Below are 12,831 nucleotides of genomic sequence, written 5' to 3'. Positions count from 1 at the left end.
CCATGGAACTCCAGCACACCTTCCGCGTGCCGGCCCCGATCGAGCAGGCCTGGACCGCGCTGCTCGACGTCGACCAGGTCACCGGCTGCCTCCCCGGCGCGAAGCTGACCTCCTACGACGGGGAGACGTTCGCCGCAGCCGTCAAGGTGAAGATCGGCGCGATCCAACTCGCCTACGCCGGACAGGGCCGGTTCGTCGAACGGGATCCGGACGCGCGCCGGGTCGTCATCGAAGCGGCGGGCAAGGAACGCCGCGGCGGCGGGACCGTCGCGGCCACCGTGACCTGCGCGCTCGAAGCCGACGGCGGTGCGACCGTCGCAACGGTCCGCACCGACCTGACGATCACCGGGAAACCGGCCCAGTTCGGGCGCGGGGCGATCGAAGACCTCAGCGCAAGATCATCGACGAGTTCGCGCGGAACCTCTCCGCCCGGATGGCCGCCCCGGTCCCGCCTCCGGTCACACAGCCGGAACCGCGGCCGGAGAAGGACGACGCGCTCGATCTTCTCGCCCTCACCAGCCCGGCTCTCAAGCGAAACACGACCGCCGTGGGCGTCCTCGTGATCGCGCTGCTGCTGATCACGGTACTGCGCCGACGCCGCTGAGACAGATCGGGAAAGGGCCCGGCGGATGTTCCGCCGGGCCCTTTCTCGATCATGGTCAGCGGCCGACCCGGCCGCCCGGACGCGCCAGCCCGCGCACCCCCAGACCGCTGTCCACCGGCACCATCGTCCCGGTCATGGCGCGCGGCTGGTCCGAGGCGAGCAGGGTGAAGACCCCGTTGAAGTCGCTCAGCGCGGGCACCTCCTGCGTCGGCAGCGCCGCCGCCGTGCCGTCCAGCACACAGTCCGCCGGTTCCTGTCCCAACGCCGCTACAACGCAACCCCGCCAGAGGCGTGACAAGTCGCGAAAGAACCCGTGAGAATCACGCAACCCCACGAAGCAATGAGATGTGGCAACGCCGCTCGCACGCCGAGCAGCGGGGCCAGCACGTTGACGCCCATCATTTCGCCGAACGCGGCGGGCGGCGTCGCCAACTCCATCTCTTCCACAGGCTCGGCCCCGCCGTAGACCCCGGCATTGCCCGCGAACACGTCGAGCTTCCCCGCGCCGAGACCGCGGCGTCCACGGCGGACTGACTCACCGTCGGGTCGCGGACGTCACCGACGATCGGTGCCACCCCGTCCCATCCAGCAAGCCCATTGACGTCACGCACCCGCGAGCAGCAGGCCGGCGTCCGGGACCACCGGTTCGAGTCCGAGGGTCTTCAGCGTCTGCCACACCGTGGCCGTCGACGCCGACAGCACCGGGATGTCGAAGCGGTCCTGCACCGGCTGGATCGCGGACAGCGAAGGCATCTGGACACAGGCGCTGAGCACCAGCGCGTCCACCCCGCGAGTGTCCACTTTGGCCGCCAGGTCGAGCAGTTGTGCGGGATCGAGCCGGCCGACCTCGAGGTTGTCCGGCACGCCCAGCGAGATCGAATCGTGCACAGTGATGTCCTCGGCCTCGATGTAGTCACAGACCAGCTTGGTCAGCGACTCGACGTACGGCGTGATCACCGAGATCCGGCGCGCCCCGAGATGCCGCAGCGCGCTGATCAGAGCACCAGCCGAGGACAGCACCGGGACATCCGACACGGTCTGTGCCCGCGCGCACCCGGCGAGCCGGGCCTCGGACTCGCGGTGGTAGCCCGGGCCTTGCGCCATGATCGCGACCAGGCAGGCGTAGGCCATCACGTCGACGTCCGCGTCGCCGAGTTCGACCGCGCAACGCAGCGAATCGTCGTCCATCGACTTCAGCTCGGCCGGGGTCACGTGCTGCATGCGCATCCGGCTGGAGTGGAAGGTGAACCGGTCGGGCCGGATCGCTTCGCGGGCGTGCAGCATCGCCGGGATCTCGGTCTCCATGGTCGTGTTGGAACTCGGCACGATCAGGCCGACGCGGTGCGCGGCGGGACCGGACAGGGGGAAGGTCACGGGGCCTCTTTCACGGTTGGGTCTCCGACCTCGGCTCGTACACGAGGTTGGTGGTGGTGATGGCGGGCATCCGCGCGGCGTCCGAGCGGGCCCAGCCGACGCGGGCGGGCCGCGTGACGCGGCCCTTCTCGTCGTGGTCCAGGGTGATGCCCAGGCCGCGCAGCGCGAGCAGGATCGCGTCGAACCGGTGGTCCGGGTCGAAGTCGAGGACCAGGCCCAGCGCGGCGTCGAGCAGGTGGAATTCGAGGAGCTGGCGCACCAGCCCCGCGTCCCTGGCGGCGATCGCGGCCAGGAACGCCTCGTCGGTGCGCAGGATCTCCTCGGGCGCGCGCGGACGGGAGAAGTAGGCCCGCTGATGCCGGTAGATCATCACGTGCAGGGAGCGGGTCAGCTCGGCGATCGTCGGCGGGTACCGCACCAGGGCGACGTCGTGGAAATGCCGGTGCGCTTCCTGGAACTCCCGGGTGCGGTCGACCACCGCGGACATCCGGTCGAGGACCTCGCGCATCGCGTCCAGATCGGCCTCGGTGAACTCGCCCACGAGCGCGGCGATCACCGGAGGCTCGACCAGCAGCCGCATCGCGTAGTGCTGCTCGGTGTCCGCATTCGCGATCGGCGCCACCTGCATGCCCCGGTTGGCCTCGGACACGAGCAGCCCGTCCGCTTCCAGCCTGCGCAGCGCCTCGCGCAACGGGGTCCGGCTGACGTCCAGCTCCTCGGCCAGGTCCCGTTGGGACATCCGGGTCTTCGGCCCGTAGGTGCCTTCGATGATGCGTTCACGCAGCACCTGGTAGATGTCGTCGACGGTCGTGCCCGCCCGGACCTTCGCCTCGGTCATCCCGCGTCCCCCTGCTCTTCGTCGGCATGCGAACCCAGCCGCCGGGCGATCAGCTCGGTGAACGTCTCCGGAGTGAGTGTGGAGATGATCTCCAGCTGCATCGCGTCGAGCAGGACCCGGTGGCCGTGCCTCGGCGTCGTCACCTCGAGCCGCTCCCCGTTGCGCGTGCGGACCTTCTGGATCCGCACCCCGGTGAACTCGTTGGCGATGCCGATCGGCTCGCCGACCGGCTGCACCGTCTCGTCCTCCGGCGGGCGGGCGGCCTGCTCGTCGGTCATGACTCCCCTCCTTGGTTCGCGGAGATCGTCACCGGCTGCCGCGCGTAGGCTCCGGGACGGACCCCGCGCAGCACCGGGAGCTTCGCTCTCGTCCGGACCACCGTAGCGAGGTCGAGCCCGATCACGCGGCAGGCCAGCGGTGCGGTCCCCAAATCCGCGAGCACCTCGCCCCAGGGGCCGACTGCCAGCGCGTGCCCGTAGGTGGGGAACGCGTCGTCCGGCGAGCCCGCGACGGTCGCCGACGCGACCACGTAAGCCGCGTTCTCTATCGCCCTGGCCCGCAGCAACGTCTCCCAGTGCGCCGCTCCGGTGACCGCGGTGAACGCCGCGGGCACGAGCAGCACCTCCGCACCGGCCGCGGCGAGTGCGCGGAACAGCTCGGGAAACCGCACGTCGTAGCAGATCGTGAGGCCGACCGTGACGCCGCCGACGCGCAGCAGGACGGGCTGATCGCCCGCTCGCTCGACGCCGGACGCCTCGAAGGACTGGCCGCCGACGTTCGCGTCGAAGAGGTGGATCTTGTCGTATCCGCCGACGACGGTCCCGTCCGGGCCGAACACGACCGCGGTGTTCCGCACGATCCCGTCGTCGCCGATCAGCTTCGCGCCGCCGAGCACCACCGGGACCCGCGCGGCCGCCGCGGCCGCCCCGAGCCGGGCCAACTCCGGTCCATCGAGCCGCATCGCCGCGGCCCGCATTTCGGTGTTGGTCCCCAGCATCAGGCCGTTCTCGGGCAGCAGCACCAGATCTGCCCCGTCCGCCGCGCACTCGTCCACGAGGCGGCACGCGACGCCGAGATTGTGCTCGACGTCGCGCGTCGCGTGCCACTGCGTGAGGCCGATCCGGAGGCTAGTCATGGTCCGGGAGCAGCATGTTGACCACCGTCCATCCTCCGCCGGAGGCTTCCATCGGCTCGTAGGCGAACACATCGCCGCGAATCCCCGGCCCGGCGAGCGCGAGCATGATCAGCCAGTTCAGGAACTCGTACTGGCCGTGGCTGAGCAGCGCGAACGGTTCGAGGTCGGCCAGCTCGAGACCGCGCCCCTCCTGCAGCGCGCGGAGGATGTGGGTGTCGAACTCGACGTCCACGTGCCCGAAGTGGCCGGGGTCCAGCCAGTGCGAGAGACCGCCGGTGGCGAGGAACGCGATGCGTTTGCCGCTGCCGGCCACGACGTCGCGCAGGACCCGGCCGAAGGCCCGCGCGCCCCACGGGGAGAACGTCCGCGCCGGTTGCGTGATGATCGGCACGACCGGCAGGTCCGGCCGGGGAAGCACCTGGCGCAGGGGGACGATCAGGCCGTGGTCGAGCTGCACCTCGGGCGCGGGTTCGACCTCCAGTCCCGCCCCGCGCACCGCGGAGACGATCCGCTGGGCGAACTCCGGCTCGCCGGTCAGCGTGATGTCCAGGTCGGGCCGGCCGAAGAACTCCATCGACCCGGTGTGCTTCGCGGCGGTCCCGACGACGAACGCACCGGTTTCGAAGCTCTGGAAGTGGCAGTCCGCGGTGGTCAGCAGGAGGTCCGGTTCGGCCGCCGCGAGCGCCTTCCCGAGCCGGGCGTAGCTGTCCGACAGCCGGTCGACGCCGTCGGCCGGGTCGATCTCCGGCCGCGCCAGCAGGTCGGGCACGTGCGAGCAGCCGCCCGCGAACACCAGCCCGGCGGGCACGTCCGGGGCGGGCAGGGGCGCGTCGCTCAGGGTGAACGCGCCCGAGCTGGCCGAGTCGCCCAGGTCGGCCTTGAACCAGCGGCTGACCAGGATCGTGATCCCGTCGTTGACGCCCGCCGAGCGCAGCCGGTCCCGGTCGCCCTCGGCGATGCTGCGGGCCCAGCCCGCGTCGAGGCCGACTGAGTCCGCGACGCCTTCGGGGTCCGCCTGGAACGCCTCCAGCAGGGTCCGGTCACGGGCCAGCCGCAGAATCGCGGCTTCCAGCCCGGCCCGGTCCACGGCGCTCACGATTCCGCCAGAACGCCGTCGACGGTCATCGCTTCGCCGTCGATCTCGACCGTGCACCCGCGCATCGGGATGTCCAGGTGCGCCGGGGTTTCCCGGCCGGCGAACCGGTTCGGGCCGGTTGACCACATGAAGTTGCCCGGCGTGGACCGCAGTTCCTGGCCGTAGAGCGAACGCGGTTCGTAGACCTCGAACGCCGACCAGTTCGCGATCGGGTGCAGGCCCCATCCCATGTGGGACACCGCGTAGACCTCCGGGTCCTGCCAGGCCTCGAAGTAGTCGCGCAGCACCTGGGCGTCGAGCCCGCCGTCGATGCCGGTGATGAAGCCGTTCTCGATCGTGAAGGCGACCTCGTCGCGCACATACCGCTGCCACGGGATCAACGCGTCGCCGGGCTGCAGCACGATGGTGCCCTGCGCGCTGCGGTCGCGCGGGAAGCACGCGACGAACCCGCTCGGCCAGTGGTCCCACCGGCCGGGCTCGTCCACGTAACCCCACTGGTGGGTCACCGGCAGGTCGTCCCCGCTGATGTCCGCGACCAGGTCCGTGCCCGCCTTGCTGGTCACGCGCAGCTGCTCGCCCGCCTTCAGCTTGCGCCCGCCCGCTTCCACCTGCGCACGCAGCTCCTCGTCGCCCATCAGCCGTTCGAGGACCGCGGCCGGTTCGGCGACGAACAGCATCCGCTTGCCGTTGCCGGTGATCCGGGTCCTCACAGTCGAATGGATCAGGCCGCCGACGGTCACGTCGACGACGAAATCCGCCTCCCCCGCCGCGGCCAGCAGCGCCGGGACCTCCCGGCCGTCGCCCTGGTACGGCGGCAGGGTCGGCTCGGACAGGCTCGACGCGGTCAGCACGAGAGCGCCCGCGCCGAGGTCCTGCGCCGCGCCGACCGCGGCATCGACGTACTCCTGCTTCTTGCCGTGCTCGCTGATCACCGCGACGGTCTCGTCGGCGGTCAGCCGGCACCGCCGGAACTGGTCGACGAACAGCTGGCGAAGGGTCTTCGGCATGTGTTTTCCCTTGTCTACTCGAGGTTTTCAGATCGTTGCGCGCACCGCGCCGCCGTCCAGCGACAACGCGTGTCCCGTGGTGAACGCCGAGCGGGGCGAGGCGAGGAACGCCACGGCGTCGGCGACTTCCGACGGCTCGGCCCAGCGCCCGACGGGGATCGCGGAGACGACCGCGGCGATTTCCTCCTCCACGGTGGTCCCGTTGCGGGCGGCCTTCGCGACCGCGATGTCGCGCATCCGGTCGGTGGCCGTCGCGCCGGGGAGAACCTGGTTGACCCGCACGCCGGCACTGGCCAGTTCGACCGCGTACTGCTTGCTCAGCGACGAGATCGCCGACCGGAACGCCGCGCTCAGGCCTCCGCCCGCGGCGGGCTGGCGGACCCAGGTCGAGGTCAGGAAGACGATGCTGCCCTCACCGCGCTCGGCCATCTGCCGCGCCGCGGCGCGGGACAGCTGCACGGCCGGGCGCAGCAGCGTCCGGTACCCGGTTTCCCAGTCCTCGTCGGACAGGTCGAGCACCGGGCTGATCCGCGGTCCCGGCGTGTTGCTGACGAGGATGTCCAGCGCCCCGAGCGTTTCGCTCGCTTGCGCGACCAGTGCGGTGCCCGCGCCGTCCTCGGTGAGGTCCGCGGGCAGTTCCCAGACGCGATCCGGTGCCTGCGCCCGGAGCCGTTCGGCCGCGTCCTTGAGCGCAGGGCCCGGGCGCGAGCTGATCGCGACGCGGGCGCCTTCGGCGACGAGCCGCTCGGCGACCGCGTAGCCGATGCCTTTGCTCGCGGCGGTGACGAGGGCGGTCTTGCCGGCCAGTCCGAGGTCCATGCTCAGCCCTCGACCCGGATCGCGCCTTCGGGGCAGGCCGTCACCGCCGCGCGGGCCTGGTCCTCGTCCCCGGCGGGCACCAGGCCGTCGCCGATGACCGCGCCGAAGCCGAACTCGTCGATCTCGAACACGGACGGGCAGGCTTCGGCACACGCGCCGTAGCCCGAGCACTTGGTCGAATCGAGGAACGCTTTCATCAGGTGGCCCTTCCGGAAATAGATGGGGAAACCGGGATTTCGAGCAGCGGGAGACTGGTCCGGGCGAGGTTGGCGGCACCGTCCAGGAATGCGCACGCCCCCTTCCCCCGCAGGCTGGTCCCCCACCGCACCAGGTTGCCGAGGTCGCTGCCGTCGGCCGTGCCGTTGTCGATCCGCGCGAGCGCCGCGGCGATCGCGTCGGTGCCCTTGCGGCACACACCGCACTGCTGCGCGGACTCCTGCGCGTACCAGCGGGCCAGCCGTGCCGCCACCGTGCCGACCCGCTCGTCCGAGCCCAGCACGGTCACCGAGCCGCATCCGACCGCGGTCTTCGCTCCGGCCAGCGCGTCGAAACACCACGGCACGTCGAGCACGTCCTCGGGGCGTGCGATACCGGCGAACCATCCGCCCATCAGCAGCCCGGGAGCGTCCGCCGGATCGGTTTCCGCGCATGCGCGGAACAGTTCGCGCAGCGTCGGCCCGAACGGGACTTCGTACACACCGTGGTTTCCGTCCGCGCCGGTCAAGGTGATCAGTGCGGTGCCGGGCGATGATTCGGTGCCGTACCTGCGGAACGCGTCAGCGCCGTGGCGGGCGATCCACGCGGCGTGGACGAGCGTCTCGACGTTGCTGACCAAGGTGGACAGTCCCTCGACGCCCGATTCGAAGACCCGCGGCGGTTTGGCCGTCGGCAACGGCGGCCCGCCGTTGATCGCCCGGACGACCGCGCTCTCCTCCCCGGCCACATACCGGTGATCGACCACGAAGACCTCTACCCGGGCGGCGACCCCGGACGGCAACTCCGCCAGTGCGCCGCGGACGGCTTCGACGGTTTCGGGGTGCGACAGGTAGACGATCGCCCGGTGCGCGCCGAGCACGTCCGCCGCGACCAGCAACCCGTCCAGCACCGCGTGCGGCCGGTGAGTGAGCAGCCAGCGATCCTTGAACGACGCCGGTTCGCCCTCTTCTCCGTTGGCCACGACGACGCACCGATCGGCCGCGGCGACCGTCCGCCATTTCACCGCGGCCGGAAACCCCGCGCCACCACGGCCGCGCAGGCCGGAACGCTCCAGCTCCGCCAGCACCTTCGCGGGTTCCACCGTGGTGTAGGCACCTCGCTCGCGCTCCTCGGCCGCGCTCAGCCGGCGCGTCGCTGAAGCACCGATGACCAGCCGGGGCTCGATACCCGGATAGGTTGCCGTCCGCATCAGGCCGCCTCCAGCCGCTCGAAGAGGTCCGCGAGCGCGACGACATCGGCGTATTTCGCTTGCAGGTCGAACAGGTTCGCTTCGTGCGCGCCGGCGTGCCGGTCGCCGACGCACTCGCGGGGAACGACCGTGCGGTAGCCGGCCATGCAGGCGTCGACCACTGTCGCCCGGACGCAGCCGGATGTCGTCGCGCCGGCGACGATCAGGCTGTCCGCGCCGAGTGACACCAGCAGTGCGGGCAATCCGGTGCCGCCGAACGCCGATGCGGTGCGCTTGACGACCAGCGGCTCGTCCGGCCGCCGCGCAAGCCGTTCGTCGACCTCGACCGCTGCCGAGCCCTCTGCCAGGCAGTCGAGCGCGGGCATCTTCTGCCGCCACACGCGTCCTTCGACGCCGTCCGGCGCGAACGCGACCGTCGTGAAGACGACCGGCAGCCGCCTCGCGCGCGCCCGGTCGAGCAACGAGCGCGTCGCGGTGACGACCCCGGCGAGGTCCGCGCCGGGCGGGTAGGCGGGGTCGGTGAACCCGGCGACGAGGTCGACGACCACGACGGCCGGGCGAGCACCGATCCCGACCGTGCCGCCGAACAGCGCCGCGTCGTAGGCGTGCACGGTCATTCGTCCTCGAACTTCAGCGCGGGCCACGAGCCCGGCTCGGCGGTCATCATGTCGTGGTAGAAGCGGAACATGTTGCGCTGCACGCCTTCCTCGTACCGCGTCCAGTACACGGTGCCCGGCCCCGGCCATTCGCTCACCGGGTGCGCTATGCCGACGCCCGGCATACCCATCTGGTAGTTCAGCTTCATGCCGAGCACCTCCGCGGCGGTCGAGCGACCGGTGCGCGCGACGGTGATCCACGGTTCGGTGTCGTCCATCTCGAACGCACCGCCCATCGAGAACGTGCCGAGCCCGGCGCGGTAGGACCGGTCCTTCTCCTCGGCGGTCATGTTCTTGTAGCCCAGGAACCAGTTCCAGATTTCGAACTTCGACTCGCTGATCGGCTGCCACACCCGGACGGTGAGCACCGCGGTCGGCGGGTAGTGCGATCCGTCCTCGGTCATCGGCAACGCGAGGATGGAGAAGTTCGGGAAGACGTTGCCGACGAACACCCGCGAACGGCGGGCGACGTCGAGCTGGTGGTCGCTGATCCGGTCGCTGGTGAAGGAATTCGCGAGCCGTTCGGGGAAGCCGAAGAACCGCGGGCCGGGCTCGTGCTCGTCGGGCGCCATGGAGAACGACAGCGAATGCCCGGGCGAGGCCTGGATGTGGTAGCCCATCATGTTGGCGGCGAACGGAACCGGGAACGCCCCGATCTCCCAGACGGACTTGTGCAGGGTGCCCAGGTGGTAGTCGTCGCCGGAGAAGTTGTCCGCGCCGGACTTCCAGTTCGCGTCGATGACGAACCGCTGCGGCGCCCCGAGCACCTCGACGCCGTGCTCGTTGAGGCCGAAGATCAGGTCGAGGTACCAGGCCATGCCGCCGAGGTACTCCTTGAGCGGCGGCGCCGAGGGGTCGAGCGTCGCGAACACGAGGCCGTGGTAGCTCTCGACCTTCGCGGCGCCGACGAGGCCGTTCTTGGACTTGTCCATTCCGCCGAACGCGTTCTTCCACAACGGCGCGCCGACGAGATTGCCTTTGGTGTCGTAGGTCCAGCCGTGGTACGGGCAGCGGAAGTGCGACGTGTTGCCCGAATCCGCGCGGCAGATCTGCACGCCCCGGTGCCGGCACGCGTCGAACAGCACGTTGACGCCGCCGTCCTCGTCGCGCACGACGACGAAGTAGTCCTCGCCGATCTTGCGCAGGACGTAGTCCCCCTTCGCGACGATCTCGGACTCGTGCGCGAGATACACCCAGCAGCGGGCGAAGATGTTGCGCTTCTCGCGCCGGTAGAGCTCGGCATCGCCGTACAGCGTCGCCGGGATCTCGCCCGCCGGAAGCCCTTCGGCGAGTTCGGCCAGGATGCGGTCCGCCGTGGAGGGAGGGGTCGTCTGGGTCATCGCGGCATGCCTTCCGTGGGGGGCCGGATCAGAAGAAGATGGACAGGTTGTGCGTGCCGATGGCGGTGAGGTCGAGCAGCACCCGCCGCTCGAGCAGGCGCAGGACGCCGTCCTCGCGGCGCAGTGTGTCCCAGCGCTCGCCGGCCAGCATCTGCGGAACGACTGCGTCCTGCCTGGTGCGGTAGACCAGCAGGTTCGTCCGCGCCCGGACCAGCCCGTCCGCGTCCTCGCGGACCCGCAGATTGGTGACGAAGTGCCGGATCCGCGACGGCGGGTCCTCGGCCCAGGCGTACTGCGTCTCGTTGCGCGCGACCCGGGTTTCCAGCGACCCGTAGCGCTCGTCGAGGTGGTAGGTCCCGTCGACCCAGCCCGCCCCGCGAGCGCGTTCGACCGTCTGCCGCAACGGAACTTGGTACACGATGTCCTTGCTGACCATCGTCTCGAGCCACTTGCGCTCGAAGCCGTCGTCGAGGAGCTCGGCTTCGGCGTACATCCAGTCGCGCGTCTCCGCGTGGAGATCAAGGGTGGGGCCACTCATGCGGATTCCCTTCGCCGGTTGCGGTCCACTCTAGTGGATACACTTTTGGATGCCAACCCTCACGGGCTGAGGAGTCAGAGCCGCCGCGCGACGAAGAACGAGCTGTGCAGGGCGTCGAGGACGCGCCCGGGCCGCTCCGCGGAACCGACCACGGACACGTCGATTCCCGCAGCGGCCACCGCCTCCGCCAAACCGGTGTCGCGCCGCTCCCGCCCGAGCGCCAGCACGACGAGGTCCGCCCGGATCTCGGCGCCGCCGGCCAGCACGACGCTGCCGTTCCGGATCTCGGTCGCCTCCGTGTTCAGCAGCACGGACACCCGCTCCTCCGCCAGGCGCGACGGCAGGTGAAGGACGTCGTAGACGACCTCATCGCCGGCCAGCAGCCGGTCGCCGCGTTCGACCACGGTGATGTCGGCACCCTCGGCCTCGGACAGGCGCAGAGCGGTTTCGACTCCCTGGAAGCCGCCGCCGACGACCACGATCCGCCGGCCCGCCGCGTCGGCGGCCCGCGCGTCCTGCGCCCGCACCACGTTCGCCCCGCCCGCGATGTCGCCGCCGAACCGCCGGTCCGCCGCGCCGGTCGCCAGCACCACGCCGTCGTATCCTCGCTTCGCCAGCGATTCCGCCGTCGCGGTCTCGTGGACGACCTTGACCCCGCGGCGTTCGACCTCGTGCACCAGGTGCCGCCGCAGCGCCGCGAGGTCCTGCTTCACCCGCGACCCCTCGGCGTGGTTGAGCAGGCCGCCGAGCCGGTCGCCCTCGTGGAGGGTGACTTCGTGGCCGCGATCGTGCAGCACCGCCGCCGCTTTCAACCCGGCCGGACCGCCGCCGACCACGGCAAGCCTGCGCGAGGTCGCGGCCGCGACGACCGGATAGCGGCCCTCCTCGCCCATGTTCGGGTTCACCGTGCAGCCGGTGCTGCGGCCGGCGTCGAGACCGCGGTAAAGGCACCCGTCGTTGCACCGGATGCACGGCACGATTTCGAGGACCCGGCCGGTCCGCGCCTTCTCCGCCCACGCCGGGTCGGCGAGCATCGCCCGGCCCAGCGACACGAAATCGGCGCTGTCGCTGGCGAGAATCTCCTCGGCCGCTTCGGGCGAGACCAGCGAGCCCGAAGCGATCACCGGAATGCCGACCGCCGCCCGGATCGCCTCCCATCCCCAGCGGTGCGGCTGGCGCGGCATGTCCCAGCTGCTGACCTCCCACTCCATCCGCGCGTGGTGACCGCCCGAAGCATGGATCACGTCGACCCCGCGCTTCTCCAGCTCCGCGCAGAGCGCGACGGTCTCCTCGCCGGTGATGCCGTCCGGCTCGTAATCGCTCACCGACACCCGGAAGCTCAACGGGAACTCGCGCGGAACCCGGCGCCGTACTTCCTCGGCGACCTCGAGCACGATCCGCCGCCGGTTCTCCGCGGAGCCGCCGTACTCGTCCTCGCGGTCATTCGTGTGCGGGGACAGGAAATTCGTCAGCAGGTACCCGTGTCCGGCATGCACTTCCACGAGATCGAACCGCGCCCGCCAGGCGCGCTCCGCGGCGTCGCCGAACGCCTGCACCACACCGTGGATCTCTTCGACGGTCATGGCCTGCGGCCGGTTGCCGTACTGCCGCTCGACGTAGTCCCACGACGAGGTCGACGCCGACTTCAACGGAGTGGTGCCGAGAAACTTCTGCCGTCCGCAATGCACCAGCTGGAGGCCGATCCGCGCGCCGGTGGACCGCACCTCGTCGGCGAGCCAGCCCAGCCCGGCGACGTGATCGCGGCGGCTGACGCCGGTCTGCCCGTGGATGGATTTGCTGGCGTCCTCGTCCACGTAGGTGTACTCGACCATGACCAGCCCGGCACCGCCTTCGCCCAGTGCGCGGTAGTGGTTCACGGTTCGCTCGGTCACCGTTCCGTCCGGGTTGGCCGTCGCGGTGGTCTGCGGCGATTTCACCACCCGGTTGCGCAGCGTGAGCGTGCCGATCCGGGCAGGGGCGAACAGGTGGGGGAACTCCATGGCATCTCCTCGTTCGGGC

Annotated in this window: 16 protein-coding genes; 1 reads left to right on the top strand and 15 read right to left on the bottom strand. The window is 70.8% G+C overall.

Annotated features, from left to right (window positions below; all coding sequences use genetic code 11):
• Positions 1 to 2: 2 nt before the first annotated feature.
• Positions 3 to 563, top strand: coding sequence for an SRPBCC family protein (locus tag ACCP09_RS20870; protein ID WP_433749164.1), 561 nt, complete (start codon positions 3 to 5; stop codon positions 561 to 563).
• Positions 564 to 659: 96 nt separating this feature from the next.
• Here the strand turns inward: ACCP09_RS20870 and ACCP09_RS20865 are convergent, their stop codons facing one another.
• From ACCP09_RS20865 to ACCP09_RS20795, 15 genes are all read right to left on the bottom strand, one after another.
• The gene (locus tag ACCP09_RS20865) at positions 660 to 866 is read right to left on the bottom strand and encodes a hypothetical protein (protein WP_433749161.1); all 207 of its coding nucleotides are present in this window, start codon (positions 864 to 866) and stop codon (positions 660 to 662) included.
• Positions 867 to 871: 5 nt separating this feature from the next.
• Positions 872 to 1,093, bottom strand: a complete 222-nt coding sequence (locus ACCP09_RS20860) for a hypothetical protein (RefSeq protein ID WP_433749158.1) — start codon at positions 1,091 to 1,093, stop codon at positions 872 to 874.
• A gap of 114 nt (positions 1,094 to 1,207) precedes the next feature.
• Complete coding sequence (locus tag ACCP09_RS20855; protein WP_433749155.1) at positions 1,208 to 1,978, bottom strand: maleate cis-trans isomerase family protein; 771 nt, start codon at positions 1,976 to 1,978, stop codon at positions 1,208 to 1,210.
• A 10-nt stretch (positions 1,979 to 1,988) separates the two neighbouring features.
• Entirely contained in the window at positions 1,989 to 2,816 is an 828-nt protein-coding gene (locus tag ACCP09_RS20850; RefSeq protein WP_433749152.1) for a GntR family transcriptional regulator, read from the bottom strand.
• The gene (locus ACCP09_RS20845) at positions 2,813 to 3,094 is read right to left on the bottom strand and encodes a hypothetical protein (protein ID WP_433749149.1); all 282 of its coding nucleotides are present in this window, start codon (positions 3,092 to 3,094) and stop codon (positions 2,813 to 2,815) included. The genes ACCP09_RS20850 and ACCP09_RS20845 overlap by 4 nt, the downstream gene beginning before the upstream one ends.
• On the bottom strand, positions 3,091 to 3,951 hold the full coding sequence (locus ACCP09_RS20840) for a nitrilase-related carbon-nitrogen hydrolase (RefSeq protein ID WP_433749146.1): 861 nt from the start codon (positions 3,949 to 3,951) through the stop codon (positions 3,091 to 3,093). Before ACCP09_RS20840 ends, ACCP09_RS20845 begins: the two co-directional genes overlap by 4 nt.
• A complete protein-coding gene (locus tag ACCP09_RS20835) occupies positions 3,944 to 5,047 on the bottom strand; it encodes a hypothetical protein (RefSeq protein WP_433749143.1) in 1,104 nt (367 codons plus the stop codon). The genes ACCP09_RS20840 and ACCP09_RS20835 overlap by 8 nt, the downstream gene beginning before the upstream one ends.
• Complete coding sequence (locus ACCP09_RS20830) at positions 5,044 to 6,054, bottom strand: 2,5-dihydroxypyridine 5,6-dioxygenase (protein ID WP_433749141.1); 1,011 nt, start codon at positions 6,052 to 6,054, stop codon at positions 5,044 to 5,046. The genes ACCP09_RS20835 and ACCP09_RS20830 overlap by 4 nt, the downstream gene beginning before the upstream one ends.
• A gap of 27 nt (positions 6,055 to 6,081) precedes the next feature.
• Positions 6,082 to 6,873: an SDR family oxidoreductase gene (locus tag ACCP09_RS20825; RefSeq protein ID WP_433749138.1), complete on the bottom strand. Its 792-nt coding sequence runs from the start codon at positions 6,871 to 6,873 to the stop codon at positions 6,082 to 6,084.
• Positions 6,874 to 6,875: 2 nt separating this feature from the next.
• Positions 6,876 to 7,070, bottom strand: coding sequence for a ferredoxin (locus tag ACCP09_RS20820; protein WP_433749135.1), 195 nt, complete (start codon positions 7,068 to 7,070; stop codon positions 6,876 to 6,878).
• Positions 7,070 to 8,278: an NADH-ubiquinone oxidoreductase-F iron-sulfur binding region domain-containing protein gene (locus tag ACCP09_RS20815; protein WP_433749132.1), complete on the bottom strand. Its 1,209-nt coding sequence runs from the start codon at positions 8,276 to 8,278 to the stop codon at positions 7,070 to 7,072. The genes ACCP09_RS20820 and ACCP09_RS20815 overlap by 1 nt, the downstream gene beginning before the upstream one ends.
• Positions 8,278 to 8,895 (bottom strand): isochorismatase family protein, encoded by a 618-nt coding sequence (locus ACCP09_RS20810; RefSeq protein WP_433749129.1) that lies wholly within the window; start codon positions 8,893 to 8,895, stop codon positions 8,278 to 8,280. Before ACCP09_RS20810 ends, ACCP09_RS20815 begins: the two co-directional genes overlap by 1 nt.
• Positions 8,892 to 10,274: an aromatic ring-hydroxylating oxygenase subunit alpha gene (locus tag ACCP09_RS20805; RefSeq protein WP_433749126.1), complete on the bottom strand. Its 1,383-nt coding sequence runs from the start codon at positions 10,272 to 10,274 to the stop codon at positions 8,892 to 8,894. The genes ACCP09_RS20810 and ACCP09_RS20805 overlap by 4 nt, the downstream gene beginning before the upstream one ends.
• 28 nt (positions 10,275 to 10,302) lie before the next feature.
• Complete coding sequence (locus ACCP09_RS20800) at positions 10,303 to 10,812, bottom strand: aromatic-ring-hydroxylating dioxygenase subunit beta (protein ID WP_433749123.1); 510 nt, start codon at positions 10,810 to 10,812, stop codon at positions 10,303 to 10,305.
• A 74-nt stretch (positions 10,813 to 10,886) separates the two neighbouring features.
• Complete coding sequence (locus ACCP09_RS20795) at positions 10,887 to 12,812, bottom strand: FAD-dependent oxidoreductase (protein ID WP_433749121.1); 1,926 nt, start codon at positions 12,810 to 12,812, stop codon at positions 10,887 to 10,889.
• Between the last annotated feature and the right edge of the window lie 19 nt (positions 12,813 to 12,831).

The organism is Amycolatopsis sp. 3B14 (genome assembly GCF_050958625.1).
GTDB classification, from domain to species: domain Bacteria; phylum Actinomycetota; class Actinomycetes; order Mycobacteriales; family Pseudonocardiaceae; genus Amycolatopsis_E; species Amycolatopsis_E thermoflava.
This window is presented reverse-complemented; position numbering and strand designations above follow the sequence as displayed.

Bases quoted from the DNA above. Each gene is read 5' to 3' on its own strand.
- ACCP09_RS20870 (WP_433749164.1), top strand. From the start codon at position 3: ATGGAACTCCAGCACACCTTCCGCGTGCCGGCCCCGATCGAGCAGGCC.
- ACCP09_RS20850 (WP_433749152.1), bottom strand. From the start codon at position 2,816: ATGACCGAGGCGAAGGTCCGGGCGGGCACGACCGTCGACGACATCTAC.
- ACCP09_RS20845 (WP_433749149.1), bottom strand. From the start codon at position 3,094: ATGACCGACGAGCAGGCCGCCCGCCCGCCGGAGGACGAGACGGTGCAG.
- ACCP09_RS20840 (WP_433749146.1), bottom strand. From the start codon at position 3,951: ATGACTAGCCTCCGGATCGGCCTCACGCAGTGGCACGCGACGCGCGAC.
- ACCP09_RS20830 (WP_433749141.1), bottom strand. From the start codon at position 6,054: ATGCCGAAGACCCTTCGCCAGCTGTTCGTCGACCAGTTCCGGCGGTGC.
- ACCP09_RS20825 (WP_433749138.1), bottom strand. From the start codon at position 6,873: ATGGACCTCGGACTGGCCGGCAAGACCGCCCTCGTCACCGCCGCGAGC.
- ACCP09_RS20820 (WP_433749135.1), bottom strand. From the start codon at position 7,070: ATGAAAGCGTTCCTCGATTCGACCAAGTGCTCGGGCTACGGCGCGTGT.
- ACCP09_RS20815 (WP_433749132.1), bottom strand. From the start codon at position 8,278: ATGCGGACGGCAACCTATCCGGGTATCGAGCCCCGGCTGGTCATCGGT.
- ACCP09_RS20810 (WP_433749129.1), bottom strand. From the start codon at position 8,895: ATGACCGTGCACGCCTACGACGCGGCGCTGTTCGGCGGCACGGTCGGG.
- ACCP09_RS20805 (WP_433749126.1), bottom strand. From the start codon at position 10,274: ATGACCCAGACGACCCCTCCCTCCACGGCGGACCGCATCCTGGCCGAA.
- ACCP09_RS20800 (WP_433749123.1), bottom strand. From the start codon at position 10,812: ATGAGTGGCCCCACCCTTGATCTCCACGCGGAGACGCGCGACTGGATG.
- ACCP09_RS20795 (WP_433749121.1), bottom strand. From the start codon at position 12,812: ATGGAGTTCCCCCACCTGTTCGCCCCTGCCCGGATCGGCACGCTCACG.